This window comes from Streptomyces sp. NPDC006335 (assembly GCF_040612795.1).
In the GTDB taxonomy this organism is placed as follows: domain Bacteria; phylum Actinomycetota; class Actinomycetes; order Streptomycetales; family Streptomycetaceae; genus Streptomyces.
The window spans coordinates 268,849-285,561 of the sequence record NZ_JBEXQX010000009.1; the positions used below are offsets into that span (position 1 = coordinate 268,849).

Below are 16,713 nucleotides of genomic sequence, written 5' to 3' on the forward strand. Positions count from 1 at the left end.
GAGGGTGTGTTTCACGTGAAACCGATCGACCCGCGACTGCTCCGATACGCCCGGGCCACCCGTCTCTTCCTGGTGGCCGTCGTCGGCCTGGGCGGCATCGGGGCCCTGCTGGTGATCGCTCAGGCGATGCTCATCGCCGAGATCGTGGTCGGTGCGTTCCAGCACGGTCTGGCGGTCGCCGAACTCCGCACTCCCCTGCTGCTGTTGGCTGCCGTCGCCGTGGGCCGTGGGTCTGTTTCGTGGCTCACCGAACTCGCCGCGCACCGGGCGAGCGCGGCGGTGAAGTCGGAGCTGCGGGGACGGCTCCTGGAGCGGGCCACCGCGCTGGGGCCCGGCTGGCTGAGCGGGCAGCGGACGGGGTCATTGGTCGCCCTCGCCACCAGGGGAGTCGACGCCCTCGACGACTACTTCTCGCGCTACCTCCCGCAGTTGGGGCTCGCGATGGTCGTGCCGGTGGCGGTGCTGGCGCGGATCGTGACCGAGGACTGGGTCTCGGCGGCCATCATCGTCGGGACCCTGCCCCTCATCCCGGTCTTCATGGTGCTGATCGGCTGGGCCACGCAGTCCCGGATGGACCGCCAGTGGCAACTGCTGTCCCGCTTGTCGGGGCACTTCCTGGACGTCGTCGCGGGACTGCCGACCCTGAAGGTGTTCGGCCGGGCCAAGGCGCAGGCCGAGTCGATCCGGCGGATCACCGGCGAGTACCGGCAGGCGACCATGCGGACGCTGCGGATCGCCTTCATCTCCTCCTTCGCCCTCGAGTTGCTGTCGACGCTGTCGGTGGCGCTGGTCGCCGTGACGATCGGGATGCGTCTCGTCCACGGCGAGATGCACCTGTACGACGGACTGGTCATCCTCATCCTGGCCCCCGAGGCGTATCTGCCTCTGCGGCAGGTGGGTGCGCAGTACCACGCGGCCGCGGAGGGGCTGGCGGCCGCCGAGGAGATCTTCTCGGTGCTGGAGACGCCGGCACCGGCAGCAGGCACGGCCGCGGTGCCCGCCGGTGCGCTGGCCTTCGAGCAGGTCACGGTCAGGTACCCCGGGCGTTCCGGGGACGCCGTCACGGACGTGTCCTTCGAGGTCGCCCCCGGTGAGACGGTCGCGCTGGTCGGGCCCAGCGGGGCGGGCAAGTCGACACTGCTGAACGTCCTGCTGGGATTCGTGCGGCCGGCCGAGGGGCGGGTGCGGATCGGAGGAACCGATCTCGCCGAGGCCGACCTGACGGAGTGGCGGTCACGCATCGCGTGGGTGCCGCAGCGGCCGCAGCTCTTCGCCGGGACGATCGCCGAGAACGTACGGCTGGCACGACCCGACGCCGACGAGACCGCAGTACGGCGGGCGTTGGGGGATGCCGGAGCGTTGGGGTTCGTCGACGCTCTTCCTCTCGGGACCGACACCGTGCTCGGCGAGGACGGAGCCGGGCTGTCCGCCGGACAGCGGCAACGGCTCGCGCTGGCCCGGGCGTTCCTCGCGGACCGGCCGGTACTGCTCCTGGACGAGCCGACGGCGGCGCTCGACGGGGCGACCGAGGCGGAGATCGTGGAAGCGGTACGGCGGCTGGCGGCCGGGCGGACCGTGCTGCTGGTGGTGCACCGGCCGGCGTTGCTCCAGGTGGCGGACCGGGTGGTGCGGCTGACGGAGCCCGCGGCACCGGCTCCCGCGGACGCCATGGTCAGGACGTCCGCGGCACGCACGGTCGAGGAGGGAGACGGCGACCCGGCTTCGGCCGAGCCCGGAACGACCGAGCGGGCGGCAGAGGCGCGCGGTGTTCTCGCCCGGGTCCGTGCCATGTCCGGTCCCCGGCGAGGCCGACTCGCGCTCGCGCTGCTGCTCGGCAGCCTCGCCCTCGGCAGCGCCGTGGGACTGATGGCCACCTCGGGGTGGCTGATCTCGCGGGCCTCGCAGCAGCCGCCCGTGCTGTACCTGATGGTGGCCGTGACGGCGACCCGGGCCTTCGGGATCGGGCGGGCCGTGTTCCGGTACGCGGAGCGGCTGGTGTCCCACGACGCCGTGCTGCGCATGCTCGCCGACACCCGGGTCTCCGTGTACCGGCGCCTGGAGCGGCTGGCGCCCGCCGGTCTGCGGACGACCCGCCGGGGTGATCTGCTCTCGCGGCTCGTCTCCGATGTGGACGCCCTCCAGGACTACTGGCTGCGCTGGCTGCTGCCCGCCGGTGCCGCCGTCGTGGTGTCGGCCGCTTCCGTGGGTTTCACGGCCTGGCTGCTGCCGGAGGCGGGCGCCGCGCTGACCGTGGGTCTGCTGGCCGCCGGTGTCGGGGTCCCGCTCGTCACCGGAGCCGTGGCCCGCCGCGCCGAACGCAGGCTCGCCCCCGCCCGCGGGGAACTGTCGACCCGTGTGACCGATCTCCTCACCGGGACCGCGGAGTTGACCGTCGCCGGTGCCCTGCCCGCCCGTACCGCCGAGGCTCGGCGGGCCGACGGCGTCCTCACCCGGATCGCCTCCCGCGCCGCCACGGCCACCGCACTCGGTGACGGCCTCACCGCCCTGATCTGCGGTCTGACCGTCACCGCGACCGCCCTCGTCGGCGCGCAGGCGGTCGCCTCCGGTCGGCTCGGCGGGGTCGCCATGGCCGTCGTCGTCCTCACCCCGCTGGCGGCCTTCGAGGCCGTCCTCGGGCTGCCGCTCGCCGTGCAGTACCGCCAGCGGGTGCGCAGGAGCGCGGAACGCGTCCACGAGGTGCTGGACGCGCCCGAGCCGGTACGGGAGCCGGAGCACGCCCGGCAGGCGCCCGCCTCACCGTTCCCCGTCGTCCTCAAGGGAGTCACCACCCGCCACGAGGGCCAGGACCGAGACGCGCTCGCGGGCCTCGACCTCACCCTCGCCGAGGGCAGGAGGATCGCCGTGGTCGGCGCCTCCGGATCCGGCAAGACGACCCTAGCGCAGGTGCTGCTGCGCTTCCTGGACGCGGACGCCGGCACCTACACCCTGGGCGGCGTGGAAGCCTACGGGCTGCACAGCGACGACGTACGGCGGCTGGTGGGACTGTGCGCCCAGGACGCCCACCTCTTCGACAGCTCGGTGCGCGAGAACCTGCTCCTCGCCAGGAAGGACGCGAGCGAGGAGGAGCTGCGGGACGCGCTGCGGCGGGCCCGTCTGCTCGACTGGGCAGAGGGCCTGCCCGACGGGCTGGACACCCTGGTCGGCGAGCACGGGGCCTGGCTGTCCGGAGGCCAGCGCCAGCGGCTCGCGCTGGCCCGGGCGCTGCTCGCCGACTTCCCCGTCCTCGTGCTGGACGAACCCGCCGAGCATCTCGACCTGCCCACCGCCGACGCGCTCACCGCCGACCTGCTGGCCGCCACCGAGGGCCGTACGACACTCCTCATCACGCACCGCCTGGCGGGACTGGAGTCGGTGGACGAGGTGGTCGTACTCGACGAGGGTCGGGTCGTGCAGCGGGGTTCCTACGCGGAGTTGGCCGGTGTGGAGGGGCCGTTGCGGAGGATGGCCGAGCGGGAAGCGGAGTCGGAGCTGCTGGTGGCGGCACGCTGAGGACGGTGGCGGTGCGACGATCGTGCGGTCGGCGCCGCAATGACCCGTGCGCAGCAACCTGTCCCCCGGCCGTACGCCTTGAACAGGACCGCGTCCGGGCGTCCGGGACAGGATCGCTGACATGCGATCACCTTGCCGTCGTCCACTGCGCGTTCCGGCTCTGCTGTGCGCGTTCGCGGTCCTGGCGGCCCACCCCGTGGACGCCGCCGCTGTGGAGCGCCGCGAGAACGGTGACTCGGAGGTCGGCGCGCAGGTGTTGCGGCTGTATCAGGAGGCGGCGCTGGCGACCCAGCGGTACGAGGCGGGGCGCCAGGAGGCTCAGGCGCAGCGGGCGCGGGCGCAGTGGTTGGAGGACCTGCTCGGCCGCGAACGCCGGGAGATCGCCGTGCTGCGTGAGGGGCTCGGACGTATCGCCCGGGCCCAGTACCGCGACGGCGGCGGTCTCCCGCTCACCGCGCAGATCATCTTCGCGCGCGACCCCGCCGCACTCATGCAGGGCCGGCATGTCTTCTCCCGGACGGCGCTGGCCGTCGACAACGCGGTCGAGAAGAGCCGTCGGGCCGAGGCCCGGCTCGCGGCGGACGAGGCGAAGGCCGCGACGGCCCGGCGCAGGCTGGAGCGGCGCAGCGCCGAACTCGCCGCGTTGAAGCAGGACATCGAGCGGACACTCGAAGAGGCCCGCGGGCAGTTGCAGGGACGGGCCGACGCCTCTGTGGCGGCCGGCTCGTGCCGGGGTGCCGTACGCCTGGATCAGCCGCCGCGGGCCGCGGGGGGCGCCTGGGTCACTCCGGTGGCCGCGTACGACCTGTCCGCCGGGTTCGGCAGTGGCGGCTCGCGGTGGGCGAACCGGCACACCGGGCAGGACTTCGCGGTGCCGATCGGGACGCCGGTGCGGGCGGTGGGCGCGGGCCGGGTGGTGAAGGTGTCCTGCGGCGGCGCCTTCGGCATCGAGATCGTGATCGAGCACACGGACGGCTACTACACGCAGTACGCCCATCTCGCCGCCGTCACCGTCGACCAGGGGCAGAGCGTCGCACCCGGGCAGTGGATCGGTCAGTCGGGCACCAGCGGCAACTCGACCGGCCCGCACCTGCACTTCGAGGTGCGGGTCACTGCCGAGACGGGCTCGGCGGTGGACCCGGTGCCGTGGCTGGCGGCGCGCGGGGCGGCGGTCGGCTGAACCGGGTGCGGAGTGTTTCTCGGCCGGGCCGCCACTCCCTCTACAGCCGCTCCAGCATCCGCTCGATCACGACGGCCACCCCGTCGTCGTTGTTGGCGACAGTCCGGCCCGAGGCCGCCGCGATCACGTCGGGGTGGGCGTTGCCCATCGCGTACGACTGGCCCGCCCAGGTGAGCATCTCGACGTCGTTGGGCATGTCCCCGAAGGCGACGACCTGCTCGTGCGAGATACCGCGCTCGGCGCAGCACAGGGCGAGTGTGCTGGCCTTGGAGACGCCGGGGCCGCTGATCTCCAGCAGGGCGCTGGGGCTGGACCGCGTGACGTTGGCACGCTCGCCGATGGCCAGGCGGGAGAGGGTGAGGAAGGCGTCCGGGTCGATCGAGGGGTGGTAGGCGAGGATCTTCAGCACCGGCTCGGCGGCACCGGCACCGTCCTCGGCCAGCAGTTCCTCGGCGGGCGCGAGGTGGTCCGGGATCTCCATGTGCAGCTTGGGATAGTCCGGCTCCTGGTAGAAGCCGTACGTCTGCTCCACCGCGTACACCGTGCCCGGCGCCGCCTCCCGCAGCAGCCGTACGGCGTCCAGCGCGTTCTCCCGGGCCAGCGCGCGCACCTTCACGAACCGGTGGGCGCCGGGGCCGCCGTGCAGGTCGACCACTGCGGCGCCGTTGCCGCAGATGGCGAGGCCGTGGCCGTGCACGTGGTCGCTGACGACGTCCATCCAGCGGGCCGGGCGACCGGTGACGAAGAAGACCTCGATGCCGGCCTTCTCGGCGGCGGCGAGGGCCGCGACCGTGCGTGGGGACACGGACTTGTCGTCGCGCAGCAGAGTGCCGTCGAGATCGGTGGCGATCAGGCGCGGCGGTATGTCGGCGGCCGGGGTCTCGTGCTGTCGAGTCGCTGAGGTCACCCGCTCATTCTCCCGCATACGCGTGCACGACCGTGGAGGTGCCCGCACAGGTGAGACATTGGCGACGCGGGGCCGGCCTCATGCGTCTCTGTGCCGTTGTCTCAGCGCAACTGTGCCGGTGCCTCCATGGCGATCTGCTCGAAGACCTTCTCCTCGGCGGCGAAGTCCGAGTCGGGGATCGGCCAGTGGATCACGAGCTCCGTGAAACCGAGCTCCCGGTGGCGGCCCGCGAAGTCGACGAAAGCGTCGAGGGACTCCAGCGGACGGCCGCGGTCGGGGGTGAAACCGGTGAGAAGGATCTTGTCCAGGGTGTTCACGTCCCGGCCGAGCGCCGCGCAGGCGTCGGTGAGCCGGTCGACCTGGCCGCGGAGGGCCTGGACGGACTGCTCGGGCGTGCCGTTCTCGTACAGCTTCGGATCACCCGTGGTCACCCACGCCTGCCCGTGGCGGGCGGCCAGCTTCAGGCCGCGCGGCCCGGTGGCGGCCACGGCGAAGGGCAGCCGGGGCCGCTGGACGCAGCCGGGGATGTTGCGGGCCTCGTGCGCCGAGTAGAAGTCGCCCTCGTAGGACACGGAGTCCTCGCTGAGCAGGCGGTCGAGCAGCGGGACGAACTCGGCGAGCCGGTCGGCACGCTCACGCGGGCTCCACGGGTCCTGGCCGAGTGCGGTGGCGTCGAATCCGGTGCCGCCCGCGCCGATGCCGAGGGTGACCCGGCCACCGGAGATGTCGTCGAGGGTGATCAGTTCTTTGGCGAGGGTCACCGGGTGCCGGAAGTTCGGCGAGGTCACCAGGGTGCCCAGACGCAGCCGGTCGGTGATGCCCGCGGCGCCGGTCAGGGTGGGCACGGCACCGAACCAGGGCCCGTCGCGGAAGGTGCGCCAGGACAGGTGGTCGTAGGTGTATCCGGTGTGGAAGCCGAGCTGCTCCGCGCGCTGCCATGTCTCGCGGCCCCCCTCGTTCCAGCGGCGGTGGGGGAGGATCACGGTGCTCAGACGCAGGCTCATGTGTCCGAGCGTATGCGCCGGGCCGTGTTTCACGTGAAACAGTGACTCACGGTCACCGTGCGCGGCCGCTGAGCCAGGGGCTGAGGCCCACCGGGATGAACTCCTTGTGCACGCGGTCGCCCGGGAGCGGCACCATCAGGAAGTGGCTGGGCGGGAAGCGGCGCGTCTTCACCCAGGCGTGGCCCTCGTACAGGGCGCGGAGGAACGCGGGGACGTCGTCGCGGGCGATGTCGGGGCACTCGACTCCGTCGACGGTGATCAGGGCGTCGTCGTCCGGGAACAGGCGCACATCCACCTGGGGCCGGCCGCCGAGCTCGACGTACGCCTCGTGGGGCAGGGTGCCGTCCGGGTCGGTGGTGACGCCCACGCCCGCGGCGCTGCGGCGGGAGGTCTGGTCGGCGCCGATGTCATGGGTCACCTCGATGGCGAGGTTGTACTCGGCGGCGAGGGCGCGGAGCGCGGTGACGGCGGCCTCGGTGGTGGGGAGGTGGTTCCTGCCGTGGTCCATGGCGCCGATCATCTCCCACCGGGTTCAGTGCGACGGGTTCGATGCGACGGGTTCAGTGCGACTGGGGAAACCGCAGATAGCGGGGCGGCACGGTCTGGGTCAGCCACACCCCGTTCGCGCTCACGTGGAAGACGTGGCCGTCGCGGTGCATGGCCTGAGCGTCCACGGAGAGCACGACGGGACGCCCGCGGCGGGCGCCGACCCGGGTCGCGGTCTCGCGGTCGGCCGACAGGTGCACGTCGTGCCGGTTCATGGGGCGCAGTCCCTCGGCGCGGATCGCGTCCAGGTAGCGGCCCACCGTGCCGTGGTAGAGGTACGGCGGCGGGGTCGCGGGTGGCAGGCCGAGGTCGACGTCGATGCTGTGGCCCTGGCTGGCGCGGATGCGGGTGCCGTCGATCGCGAAGCGCTGCTTGTCGTTGGCGGCGACCACGTGGCCCAGCTCGTCCCGGGTGAAGCGGAAGCCGTGCGCGGTGGCCGCGGCGATCAGCACGTCGATCTCGACCCAGCCGGCCTCGTCGAGCGTGAGCCCGATCCGTTCGGGCTGGTGGCGCAGATGCTTCGAGAGGTACTTCGACACCTTCACGGTGCGTCTCTCGTCCCCCTCGCGTGGCTTGTTCTCGTTCATCCCGCCAGGGTGCCGGGAGAGACGTGAATCACGCGAATGATTTTGACCCGGATGTTTGATCCACAACCAACTGTAGTTATCCACAGGCTACTTGGGGTTTCTGTGGACAACTCCCTGTCATGTCAGCCCTCTTCGTCAAAATCAAGTGGGGGGCGTCCACTTGACGTGAGCGCATCCAACTTCCGTGCTCGCACCTCCCGTTCAGCCGCCAGCACAAAGAACTCCGCCACCCGCTCCGCCCCGACAAGCTCCTCCACGGCCCGCATCGTCTCCTCGGGCACGGTCACGGAACGTGGCACCGGACGCTCCTCGGGCGTCTCCGTGGCACCGAGGTGCTGCCGCAACTGCCGTACCGCCAACAGCCGCATCGCGCGGGCGAGTTCGGCGTCCACGGTCTGCTGCGCGAGGGGCCGCAGCCGTCGCACGAGGGAGGCCGCTTCGGTGGCGTCGGAGTCGCTCGGTCGGTGAGGTCCTTCCAGGTAGCGGGCGAAGACGTGCTCGGTGGTGAACTCCAGGAAACGGGACGCGATGTGCTCGACCTGCCCCCTCAACTCCCGCAGATGGCCGGAGATCGCGGACAGCGGCACCCCGGCCGCGTACAACTCGACGGCCACGGCGAGCTCTTGGGGGCTCGGCACGAGGAAGGAGCCCTCGTCTCCGGGCACCGGTTCCAGCACACCGAGGTCCACCGCCTCGGCGACCGCGGTCTCGTCGGGGGTGCCGCCGAAGCGTGCGTCCAGTTCGGCGCGAGTGATCCGGACGGCCTCCTCGTCGGTCCAGGGGCCGTCGACCTCGGCGAGCAGCCCGAGGATCCCGCCGAGGCCGCGGCCGGAGTCGTAGGCCTCCAGGAGCTCCTTGATGGAGGCCAGGCCGTAGCCGCGGTCGAGGAGGTCGGCGATCTGCCGCAGCCGGGCGAGGTGGGTGTCGGTGTAGATGTTGGCGCGGCCGCGGCGCTCGGGGCGGGGGAGCAGCCCGCGGTCCTGGTAGGCGCGGATGGTGCGGACGGTGGCGCCGCTGAGGTGGGCGAGGTCCTCGATGCGGTAGGCGGGGGTGTCGCTCACGAGGCCGCCCTCGCCGCCGGTGACCGCTTCAGGTACTCCACCGCACGGCTCAACGACCCTTCGCGCGACGGATGATACGACCGCCGGAGGTATCGCGGTACGGCCGCGCCCAGCTCCCGCCAGGCGGGCAGCAGGCCCTTGCGTACGGCCTTCTCGTGCTCCTTGAGGGAGTAGCGCAGCCGTCCGGCCGGCTGTGGATCGTGGCGCATGAGGTAGGCCGCGCCCCATACCCACAGGTACAGCATCACCGGGGCGGTCACCGCCATGCCCGCGATCCGGCGGGCGTAGCGGGGTGTGCCGGTGCCGCCGCAGTGCTGGTACATGTCGAAGGCGACCGCGCGGTGTTCGACCTCCTCGGCGCCGTGCCAGCGCAGCAGGTCGAGCATGACCTCGTCGGCGCCGGCGCGGTCGAGGCCGTCGGCGGCCAGGATCCAGTCGCCTAGCACGGCCGTGAACTGCTCGACGGCGGCGACGACCGACAACCGGAACCGCAGCCATTCGCGCGCGGGGACGGGCGCGTTGAGCGGTGGGCGCTCGCCGAGCAGCCGCTCGAAGAGGAAGTCGACGTGCTTCGTGAAGGCGGCGGTGTCGAGCCGCTGGGCCGCCAAGTGGTCCAGCACGTGCGTGTGCTGGACGCTGTGGGTGGCTTCCTGGCCCATGAACCCCTTGACGTCGGCACGGAGTTCGGGGTCCCTGACCAGCGGCAGGCCCTCCTTGAAGACCTTCACGAACCAGCGTTCCCCCGCCGGCAGCAGCAGGTGCAGCACGTTGATGACGTGGGTGGCGGTGGGCTCGCCGGGGATCCAGTGCAGGGGTGTGCGGGACCAGTCGAAGGCCACCCGGCGCGGGGCGATCTCGTGGCTCACCGCGGCGGCTCCAGCCGTGCGATGGCCCGCAGTGCTCTCGGCGCCCACCGGGACAGGGCGAGTGCGCCGCGGGCCTCGGGGGTGACCGGTACGACGGCCTGGTTGCGCACGACCGCTCGCAGGATGGCGTCGGCGACCTTCTCGGGCGGGTAGTTCCGCAGCTTGTAGAGGCGGGCGGTGCGCTTCTGGCGGCGTTTCTCCTCGTCGGCGTCGACGCCCGCGAACCGCGCGGTGGAGGTGATGGCGGTGTTGACGAAGCCGGGGCAGATCGCCGAGACCCCGATCCCCCGGCCCGCCAGTTCCGCGCGCAGGCTCTCGCTGAGCATGAGGACGGCGGCCTTGGAGGTGCCGTAGGCGGACAGCGCCCGGGAGGGCTGGTAGGCGGCCGCCGAGGCGGTGTTCACGATGTGGCCGCCCTGTCCGCGCTCGACCATCTGCTTGCCGAAGAGCCGGCAGCCGTGGATGACGCCCCACAGGTTGACGTCGAGGACCTTCTTCCAGTCTTCGGTGGTGGTGTCGAGGAAGGCGCCGCCGAGGCCGATGCCGGCGTTGTTGACCAGGACGTCCACCACGCCGTACTCGGTGGCGACCTTGGCGGCGAGTTTCTCCATGGCCTGTTCGTCGGAGACGTCGACGGTCTCCGCCCAGGCCGCGGGGGCGCCGAGCAGCCGGGACAGTTCGGCGGTGCGGGCGGCGGACTCGGCGTCCCGGTCGACGGCGACCACGCGCGCGCCGGCCTCGGCGAAGGCGAACGCGGTGGCCCGTCCGATGCCGCTGCCCGCGCCGGTGACGAGGACGAGCTGTCCGCCGAACCGGTCGGCGTACTTCCCGGTCGCCCGCACAGGGGTCCGGCCGCCTTCGACGGACGTCACGAACTCGGTGATCCACGCCGACAGCTGGTCGGGCCGGGAGCGGGGGATCCAGTGCTTGGCGGGGAGGGTGCGCCGGGTGAGCTGCGGTACCCACTGCTCCAGGCCGTCGTAGAGCTTCTCCGAGAGGAAGGCGTCTGCCAGGGGCGTGATGAGCTGCACGGGCGCGTGTGCGTACGCGTCGGTGCGCGGGCGGCGCAGCCGGGCCCGGACGTTGTCCCGGTACAACCAGGCGCCGTGGGCCGCGTCGGCGGGCAGCGAGGCGGTCGGGTAGCCGTCGGCGGGGACCTTCTCGACGCGCTCCAGCACGCGCGGCCAGGCCTTGCCGAGGGGGCCGCGCCAGGCGAATTCGGGCAGGACGGGGGTGTGCAGCGCGTACACGTACCAAGACCTGGCGCCCTGGCCGAGGAGCTGGCCGACCCGGCGGGGGGTGGGGCGGTGGAGGCAGCCCTGGATCCAGTGGCCGAAGTGGTCCAGGGACGGTCCGGACATCGAGGTGAAGGAGGCGATACGGCCCTCGGTGCGCCGGACGGTGACGAACTCCCAGGACTGCACCGAGCCCCAGTCGTGTCCGACCAGGTGCACGGGCCGGTCCGGGCTGACGGCGTCCGCGACGGCCAGGAAGTCGTCCGTCAGCTTCTCCAGGGTGAACCCTCCGCGCAGCGGCCGGGGTGCCGTGGAGCGGCCGTGGCCGCGGACGTCGTAGAGGACGACGTGGAAGCGGTCGGCGAGGCGGGAGGCGACCTCGGACCAGACCTCCTTGCTGTCCGGGTAGCCGTGCACCAGGACCATGGTCGGCTGGGCCGCATCGCCCAGTTCGGCCACGGACAGTTCGACGCCGCCGGTCCGTACCCGGCGCTCGCGCGCACCTTCGAGCAAGGTCACTTCTCCTCCGCCCAGCGCCGCACGTGCGGCAGATCGTCGTCCAGCCAGAAGGCGCTCTGCTCGGGATCCCTGGAGTCGGTGACGACGAGGATCTCCTCGAACTTGGCGCCGGTGCCCCGGAATCCGAGGTGGGGTTCGACCGCCCACAGGCCCGGCTGCGGGGGGTGGTCGGAGAAGCGGTACGGCGACCACAGGGGCGACCAGCCCTCGCGGTGGCCGTGCAGCGCGTCGGCCGCCAGGCCCTTCAGGGACTGGACGCCGAACCCGAAGACGTGGGGCGACCAGCGGCGCTGCCTGACCCGGTCGACCTTGTGGGCGATCACCCCGAAGGGGTACGCGCGGTGCCGGTTGGCGTAGCCCTGGCGGACCATGAGGCGGTCTACGTCCTCGTAGATCTCGCGCAGCGACCGCCGCTCGCGGACCTCGCACAGGATCAGCTCGCGGTGCGGCTCCAGGTCGGCCATCAGCCGGTCCTGGACGGGGTTGACGCCGAGTGAGCCGGAGTAGCCGATGTCCGCGGTGTGTCCCTCGTACACGGGGGCCATGTCCAGGATGAACGGCATCCCGGGCTCCAGGCGGCGGTCGGTGGGGAAGAACTGGAGCGGAACGCGGAAGCCGGTGAACGCCGTGCGGTCCCCGAACCAGGCGAAAGGCAGATGGAACCAGTCCCGTACACCCCGCTCGCGCAGCCACTCGCGCTGCATCCGGGCGGCCTGCCGCTCGCTCACACCGGGCTCCAGACGGGCCGCGACCGCCTCGGCGCAGTCGTACGCGAGCCGCTGGACCTGCCTGAATCCCCGCAATCGGGCGGAGAGTTCGCCGTTCACTGCTGTCGCCATTGCCGCCTCGTCCCCGTCGACCGCGGTACGTGTCCGTAACGTGACACTGGCGAATGTGACAGTCATTGGAGGTTGCGTCAATAGGGCCGGGTCGGGCTGTGGAAAAACCGGCCGATGTGGAAAACGGAGGCCCCGTTGTTGGACTTCAGGGTGACCCTTAGGTGCCCGTACACCTGGAGTCTGATGCCGATCCAGCTCTGCGGGGTGACGACCCGAGTGGTCCGCGTCACTACTGTCGGGGATGTGACTGTGATCGCGACCGAAAGCCTGAGCAAGCGGTTCCCCCGGGTGACCGCGCTTGACCGGCTCTCCTTGGACGTCGGACCCGGTGTTACCGGACTCGTCGGCGCCAACGGAGCCGGCAAGTCCACCATGATCAAGATCCTCCTGGGTCTGTCCCCCGCCACCGAGGGCCGCGCCGAAGTGCTCGGGCTCGACGTCGCGACCAAGGGCGCCGCCATCCGCGAGCGGGTCGGCTACATGCCGGAGCACGACTGCCTGCCGCCCGACGTCTCGGCCACCGAGTTCGTCGTGCACATGGCCCGCATGTCCGGCCTGCCGCCCACCGCCGCCCGCGAGCGCACCGCGGACACCCTGCGCCATGTCGGCCTGTACGAGGAGCGCTACCGCCCCATCGGCGGCTACTCCACCGGTATGAAGCAGCGCGTGAAGCTCGCCCAGGCCCTGGTGCACGACCCGCAGCTGGTCTTCCTCGACGAGCCGACCAACGGCCTCGACCCGGTCGGCCGCGACGACATGCTGGGCCTGATCCGCCGGATCTACACCGACTTCGGCATCTCGGTCCTGGTCACCTCGCACCTGCTGGGCGAGCTGGAGCGCACCTGCGACCACGTCGTCGTCATCGACGGCGGCAAGCTCCTGCGCTCCAGCTCCACCACCGACTTCACGCAGACCACGACGACCCTCGCGGTCGAGGTCACCGACACCGACGAGCACCCGGACGGCACCCGCGCGGTGCGCGAGGCGCTCCACGCGCGCGGGGTGGAGATCCTCGACGCCCAGAGCGGTCTGCCGGGCGCCGGCCACATCCTGCTGCTGACCGCGCAGGGCGAGGAGACCTACGACGTCGTCCGGGACGTCGTCGCCGACCTCGGCCTCGGCCTGGTCCGCATGGAGCAGCGCAGGCACCACATCTCGGAAGTCTTCACGAACGAGGACGAGCAGCGGAAGGAGGCCGTCGGCCATGGCAGTTGAGCACCCGGTCACCGCCCCCGCGGGCGACCAGACCCGCATCCACAACATCGGCTACCGCGCCTACGACGGCCCCCGCCTCGGCCGGTCCTACGCCACCCGCTCGCTCTACTCGCAGTCCCTGCGCGGCGCCTACGGCCTCGGCCGCTCGGTCAAGTCCAAGGTCCTGCCGATGCTGCTGTTCGCGGTGATGTGCGTGCCCGCGGCCATCATGGTGGCCGTCGCCGTCGCCACCAAGGCGAACGACCTGCCGGTCGACTACACCCGCTACGCGATCATCATGCAGTCCGTGATCTGCCTGTACGTCGCCTCGCAGGCGCCCCAGTCCGTCTCGCGCGACCTGCGCTTCAAGACCGTTCCGCTGTACTTCTCGCGGCCGATCGAGACCGCCGACTACGTACGCGCGAAGTACGCGGCACTGGCCAGCGCGATGTTCATCCTGACCGCCGCCCCGCTGATCGTGCTCTACGTGGGCGCGCTGCTGGCCAAGCTGGACTTCACCGACCAGACCAAGGGATTCGGTCAGGGACTCGTCTCCGTGGCGCTGCTCTCGCTGCTCTTCGCCGGTATCGGCCTGGTCATCGCGTCGGTGACCCCGCGCCGCGGCTTCGGCATCGCTGCCGTGATCGCCGTCTTCACCATCTCCTACGGCGCCGTCACCACCCTCCAGGCCATCGCCGACGCCCAGGGCAGCACATCCGCCATTCCCTGGATCGGCCTGTTCTCGCCGGTCACGCTGATCGACGGCGTGCAGTCCGCGTTCCTGGGCGCGACCGCGGCCCTGCCGGGCGGACACGGCCCCTCGACCGGGCAGGGCGTGGTGTACGTCCTGCTCACCCTCGGCCTGATCGCCGCCAGTTACGGCCTCCTGGTGCGCCGCTACAAGAAGGTGGGACTGTGACCACGCTCCAGATCGACCATGTCTCCCGCTGGTTCGGCAACGTGGTCGCCGTCAACGACGTCACCATGACGATCGGCCCCGGCGTCACCGGCCTCCTCGGCCCCAACGGCGCCGGAAAGTCCACCCTCATCAACATGATGGGCGGCTTCCTCGCCCCCTCCACCGGCACCGTCACCCTCGACGGACAGCAGGTGTGGCGCAACGAGGCCATCTACCAGCACATCGGCATCGTCCCCGAGCGCGAGGCGATGTACGACTTCCTCACCGGCCGCGAATTCGTCGTCGCCAACGCCGAGTTGCACGGACTCGGCGCCAAGGCCGCCCAGAAGGCGCTGGCCACGGTCGAGATGGAGTACGCGCAGGACCGCAAGATCTCCACGTACTCCAAGGGCATGCGCCAGCGCGTGAAGATGGCGTCCGCGCTGGTCCACGACCCCTCGCTGCTCCTGCTCGACGAGCCGTTCAACGGAATGGACCCGCGCCAGCGCATGCAGCTGATGGACCTGCTGCGGCGCATGGGCGACGAGGGCCGCACCGTGCTGTTCTCCTCGCACATCCTCGAAGAGGTCGAGCAGCTCGCCTGGCACATCGAGGTCGTCGTCGCGGGCCGGCACGCGGCCAGCGGCGACTTCCGCAGGATCCGCCGCCTGATGACGGACCGTCCACACCGCTACCTGGTGCGTTCCAGCGACGACCGCGCGCTCGCGGCCGCGCTGATCGCCGACCCGTCCACGTCCGGCATCGAGGTCGACCTGACGGAGGGCGCGCTGCGCGTCCAGGCCGTCGACTTCGGCCGCTTCACCGCACTGTTGCCCAAGGTCGCGCGCGACCACGGCATCCGGCTGCTCACGGTCTCGCCGTCCGACGAGTCGCTCGAGTCCGTCTTCTCGTATCTCGTAGCGGCGTAGGAGGCCGAAGATGTACGACCCCACAGTCGCCCGACTCACCTACCGGGCCCTGCTCGGCCGCCGCCGGGCCCTCATCCTGGGCGCCCTGCCGGCGCTGCTGATCCTGATCTCCGTGATCGTGCGCGGTCTCGTCGGCGCCGACGACCAGACCGCCTCCGACCTGCTGGGCGGGCTCGCGCTCGCCACCATGGTGCCGATCATCGGCGTCATCGCGGGAACCGGCGCGATCGGTCCGGAGATCGACGACGGATCGGTGGTGTACCTGCTGTCCAAGCCGGTCAAACGTCCGACGATCATCTTCACCAAGCTGATCGTGGCGATCGCCGTGACGATGGTGTTCTCGGCCCTGCCGACGCTGATCGCGGGCTTCATCCTCAACGGCAACGGCCAGCAGATCGCCGTCGCCTACACGGTGGCCGCACTGGTCTCCTCGATCGCCTACGCGGCGCTCTTCCTGCTGCTCGGCACGGTGTCCCGGCACGCGGTGGTGTTCGGGCTCGTCTACGCGCTGGTCTGGGAGGCCCTGTTCGGCTCCCTGGTCTCCGGGGCGAAGACCCTGAGCGTCCAGCAGTGGTCGCTGGCCGTCGCCCACAAGGTCGCGGGCGGGGACCTGGTCACCTCGGACGTGAGCCTGCCGACGGCCACGGTGCTGCTGGTCGTGGTGACCGTCCTCGCGACCTGGTACGCGGGACAGAAGCTGCGGTCGCTGACGCTGGCGGGCGAGGAGTAAGAGCCCCTGACGTCCCGCTTATTGACGGGGACCTCACCGTTGTCCGGCCACACTGGACAAGGGGGAATGTCCGGCTTGCGAGTGGAAGGGAACGGGCATGGCAGACGACTGGGACGACCTCGTCCTGGACGAGGACTTCATACGGTCCGCCGGGACGACCGAGCCGTCTGCCCGCGCCCGGATGCTGGCGGCGCGCTGGCGCGAGGAGGAGCCCGAACCGCAGCCCTGGCGCTCCGACGAGCCCCCTGCCGGGTGGTTCTTCAGCAAGCGCCGGCGGCGGTGGCGGCGCCGGTAGGTTCGAACACGCGGCCGTATTTAATCGGTGGCGCCCAACTCGTCGTCCGGGCACAGTGGTTGTGTCCACACCGCCGGACGACGGTCCGGCGCCGCGATCTGGGAGAGGAGCCGGGCGATGTCCATGCACGACAGTACGTCCAGCTCCCGTCAGGGCGGCCGGCGGAGGACTCCGGTGTAGTTACGCCACCGTCGAGTCCCTGCGCAGGCAGCCCGGGGCGGCCGCTTCGAGCACGCGATGTCGCTCTCGCGTGAGGCCGCCCACCCGGAGGATTGGCCGAGTGGTAAGGCACTGGCTTGCTAAGCCAAGGTCGGGCCTGGAAAGCCCGCGCACGTTCGATTCGTGCATCCTCCGCAAGACGTAGTCGCTGGGATCTGACCGGGCGTACGGGCCCAAGTGGCAAGAAGGCCCGG

General features: G+C 71.4%; 15 protein-coding genes and 1 tRNA gene. 8 read left to right on the forward strand and 8 right to left on the reverse strand.

The window, feature by feature from the left end:
* Positions 1–15 precede the first annotated feature (15 nt).
* Positions 16–3,510 (forward strand): thiol reductant ABC exporter subunit CydD, encoded by a 3,495-nt coding sequence (cydD, locus tag ABZ098_RS25550; protein ID WP_356594814.1) that lies wholly within the window; start codon positions 16–18, stop codon positions 3,508–3,510.
* Positions 3,511–3,631: 121 nt separating this feature from the next.
* Positions 3,632–4,690 carry a M23 family metallopeptidase gene (locus ABZ098_RS25555; RefSeq protein WP_356594816.1) on the forward strand — a complete coding sequence of 353 codons (1,059 nt, stop codon included), beginning with the start codon at positions 3,632–3,634 and terminating at the stop codon, positions 4,688–4,690.
* A 40-nt stretch (positions 4,691–4,730) separates the two neighbouring features.
* On the opposite strand, the gene ABZ098_RS25560 is transcribed toward ABZ098_RS25555, so the two are convergent.
* The 8 genes from ABZ098_RS25560 to ABZ098_RS25595 all read right to left on the reverse strand — a co-directional run bounded on the left by ABZ098_RS25560 (position 4,731) and on the right by ABZ098_RS25595 (position 12,254).
* Positions 4,731–5,615: a Cof-type HAD-IIB family hydrolase gene (locus ABZ098_RS25560; RefSeq protein WP_356594817.1), complete on the reverse strand. Its 885-nt coding sequence runs from the start codon at positions 5,613–5,615 to the stop codon at positions 4,731–4,733.
* 83 nt (positions 5,616–5,698) lie between these two features.
* Positions 5,699–6,601: an LLM class flavin-dependent oxidoreductase gene (locus tag ABZ098_RS25565; RefSeq protein ID WP_356594819.1), complete on the reverse strand. Its 903-nt coding sequence runs from the start codon at positions 6,599–6,601 to the stop codon at positions 5,699–5,701.
* Positions 6,602–6,653: 52 nt separating this feature from the next.
* Positions 6,654–7,109, reverse strand: coding sequence for a hypothetical protein (locus tag ABZ098_RS25570; protein ID WP_356594821.1), 456 nt, complete (start codon positions 7,107–7,109; stop codon positions 6,654–6,656).
* Between the two features lie 52 nt (positions 7,110–7,161).
* Positions 7,162–7,734, reverse strand: a complete 573-nt coding sequence (locus ABZ098_RS25575) for an RNA 2'-phosphotransferase (RefSeq protein WP_356594823.1) — start codon at positions 7,732–7,734, stop codon at positions 7,162–7,164.
* A gap of 122 nt (positions 7,735–7,856) precedes the next feature.
* Positions 7,857–8,795, reverse strand: a complete 939-nt coding sequence (locus ABZ098_RS25580) for a MerR family transcriptional regulator (RefSeq protein ID WP_356594825.1) — start codon at positions 8,793–8,795, stop codon at positions 7,857–7,859.
* Positions 8,792–9,661 carry a metal-dependent hydrolase gene (locus tag ABZ098_RS25585; RefSeq protein WP_356594827.1) on the reverse strand — a complete coding sequence of 290 codons (870 nt, stop codon included), beginning with the start codon at positions 9,659–9,661 and terminating at the stop codon, positions 8,792–8,794. The genes ABZ098_RS25580 and ABZ098_RS25585 overlap by 4 nt, the downstream gene beginning before the upstream one ends.
* Entirely contained in the window at positions 9,658–11,415 is a 1,758-nt protein-coding gene (locus ABZ098_RS25590; RefSeq protein WP_356594829.1) for an SDR family oxidoreductase, read from the reverse strand. The genes ABZ098_RS25585 and ABZ098_RS25590 overlap by 4 nt, the downstream gene beginning before the upstream one ends.
* Positions 11,412–12,254 carry a M24 family metallopeptidase gene (locus tag ABZ098_RS25595; RefSeq protein ID WP_356594831.1) on the reverse strand — a complete coding sequence of 281 codons (843 nt, stop codon included), beginning with the start codon at positions 12,252–12,254 and terminating at the stop codon, positions 11,412–11,414. Before ABZ098_RS25595 ends, ABZ098_RS25590 begins: the two co-directional genes overlap by 4 nt.
* A gap of 249 nt (positions 12,255–12,503) precedes the next feature.
* On the opposite strand from ABZ098_RS25595, the gene ABZ098_RS25600 reads away from it, so the two are divergent.
* From ABZ098_RS25600 to ABZ098_RS25625, 6 genes are all read left to right on the forward strand, one after another.
* Entirely contained in the window at positions 12,504–13,469 is a 966-nt protein-coding gene (locus ABZ098_RS25600) for an ABC transporter ATP-binding protein (protein WP_356595057.1), read from the forward strand.
* Positions 13,459–14,367, forward strand: coding sequence for an ABC transporter permease subunit (locus tag ABZ098_RS25605; RefSeq protein WP_356594833.1), 909 nt, complete (start codon positions 13,459–13,461; stop codon positions 14,365–14,367). The genes ABZ098_RS25600 and ABZ098_RS25605 overlap by 11 nt, the downstream gene beginning before the upstream one ends.
* The gene (locus tag ABZ098_RS25610; RefSeq protein WP_356594835.1) at positions 14,364–15,275 is read left to right on the forward strand and encodes an ABC transporter ATP-binding protein; all 912 of its coding nucleotides are present in this window, start codon (positions 14,364–14,366) and stop codon (positions 15,273–15,275) included. Before ABZ098_RS25605 ends, ABZ098_RS25610 begins: the two co-directional genes overlap by 4 nt.
* Before the next feature lie 10 nt (positions 15,276–15,285).
* On the forward strand, positions 15,286–16,005 hold the full coding sequence (locus tag ABZ098_RS25615; RefSeq protein WP_125188451.1) for an ABC transporter permease: 720 nt from the start codon (positions 15,286–15,288) through the stop codon (positions 16,003–16,005).
* 97 nt (positions 16,006–16,102) lie between these two features.
* Positions 16,103–16,300, forward strand: a complete 198-nt coding sequence (locus tag ABZ098_RS25620; protein WP_280850557.1) for a hypothetical protein — start codon at positions 16,103–16,105, stop codon at positions 16,298–16,300.
* A gap of 266 nt (positions 16,301–16,566) precedes the next feature.
* Positions 16,567–16,654: transfer RNA gene (locus ABZ098_RS25625), tRNA-Ser, on the forward strand.
* The last annotated feature ends 59 nt before the right edge of the window (positions 16,655–16,713 follow it).

Excerpts from the sequence above, each read along its gene's own strand:
- ABZ098_RS25620 (WP_280850557.1), top strand. The coding sequence starts at position 16,103 with ATGGCAGACGACTGGGACGACCTCGTCCTGGACGAGGACTTCATACGG.
- ABZ098_RS25575 (WP_356594823.1), bottom strand. The coding sequence starts at position 7,734 with ATGAACGAGAACAAGCCACGCGAGGGGGACGAGAGACGCACCGTGAAG.
- ABZ098_RS25570 (WP_356594821.1), bottom strand. The coding sequence starts at position 7,109 with ATGGACCACGGCAGGAACCACCTCCCCACCACCGAGGCCGCCGTCACC.
- ABZ098_RS25565 (WP_356594819.1), bottom strand. The coding sequence starts at position 6,601 with ATGAGCCTGCGTCTGAGCACCGTGATCCTCCCCCACCGCCGCTGGAAC.
- ABZ098_RS25605 (WP_356594833.1), top strand. The coding sequence starts at position 13,459 with ATGGCAGTTGAGCACCCGGTCACCGCCCCCGCGGGCGACCAGACCCGC.
- ABZ098_RS25555 (WP_356594816.1), top strand. The coding sequence starts at position 3,632 with ATGCGATCACCTTGCCGTCGTCCACTGCGCGTTCCGGCTCTGCTGTGC.
- ABZ098_RS25595 (WP_356594831.1), bottom strand. The coding sequence starts at position 12,254 with ATGGCGACAGCAGTGAACGGCGAACTCTCCGCCCGATTGCGGGGATTC.
- ABZ098_RS25615 (WP_125188451.1), top strand. The coding sequence starts at position 15,286 with ATGTACGACCCCACAGTCGCCCGACTCACCTACCGGGCCCTGCTCGGC.
- ABZ098_RS25560 (WP_356594817.1), bottom strand. The coding sequence starts at position 5,615 with ATGCGGGAGAATGAGCGGGTGACCTCAGCGACTCGACAGCACGAGACC.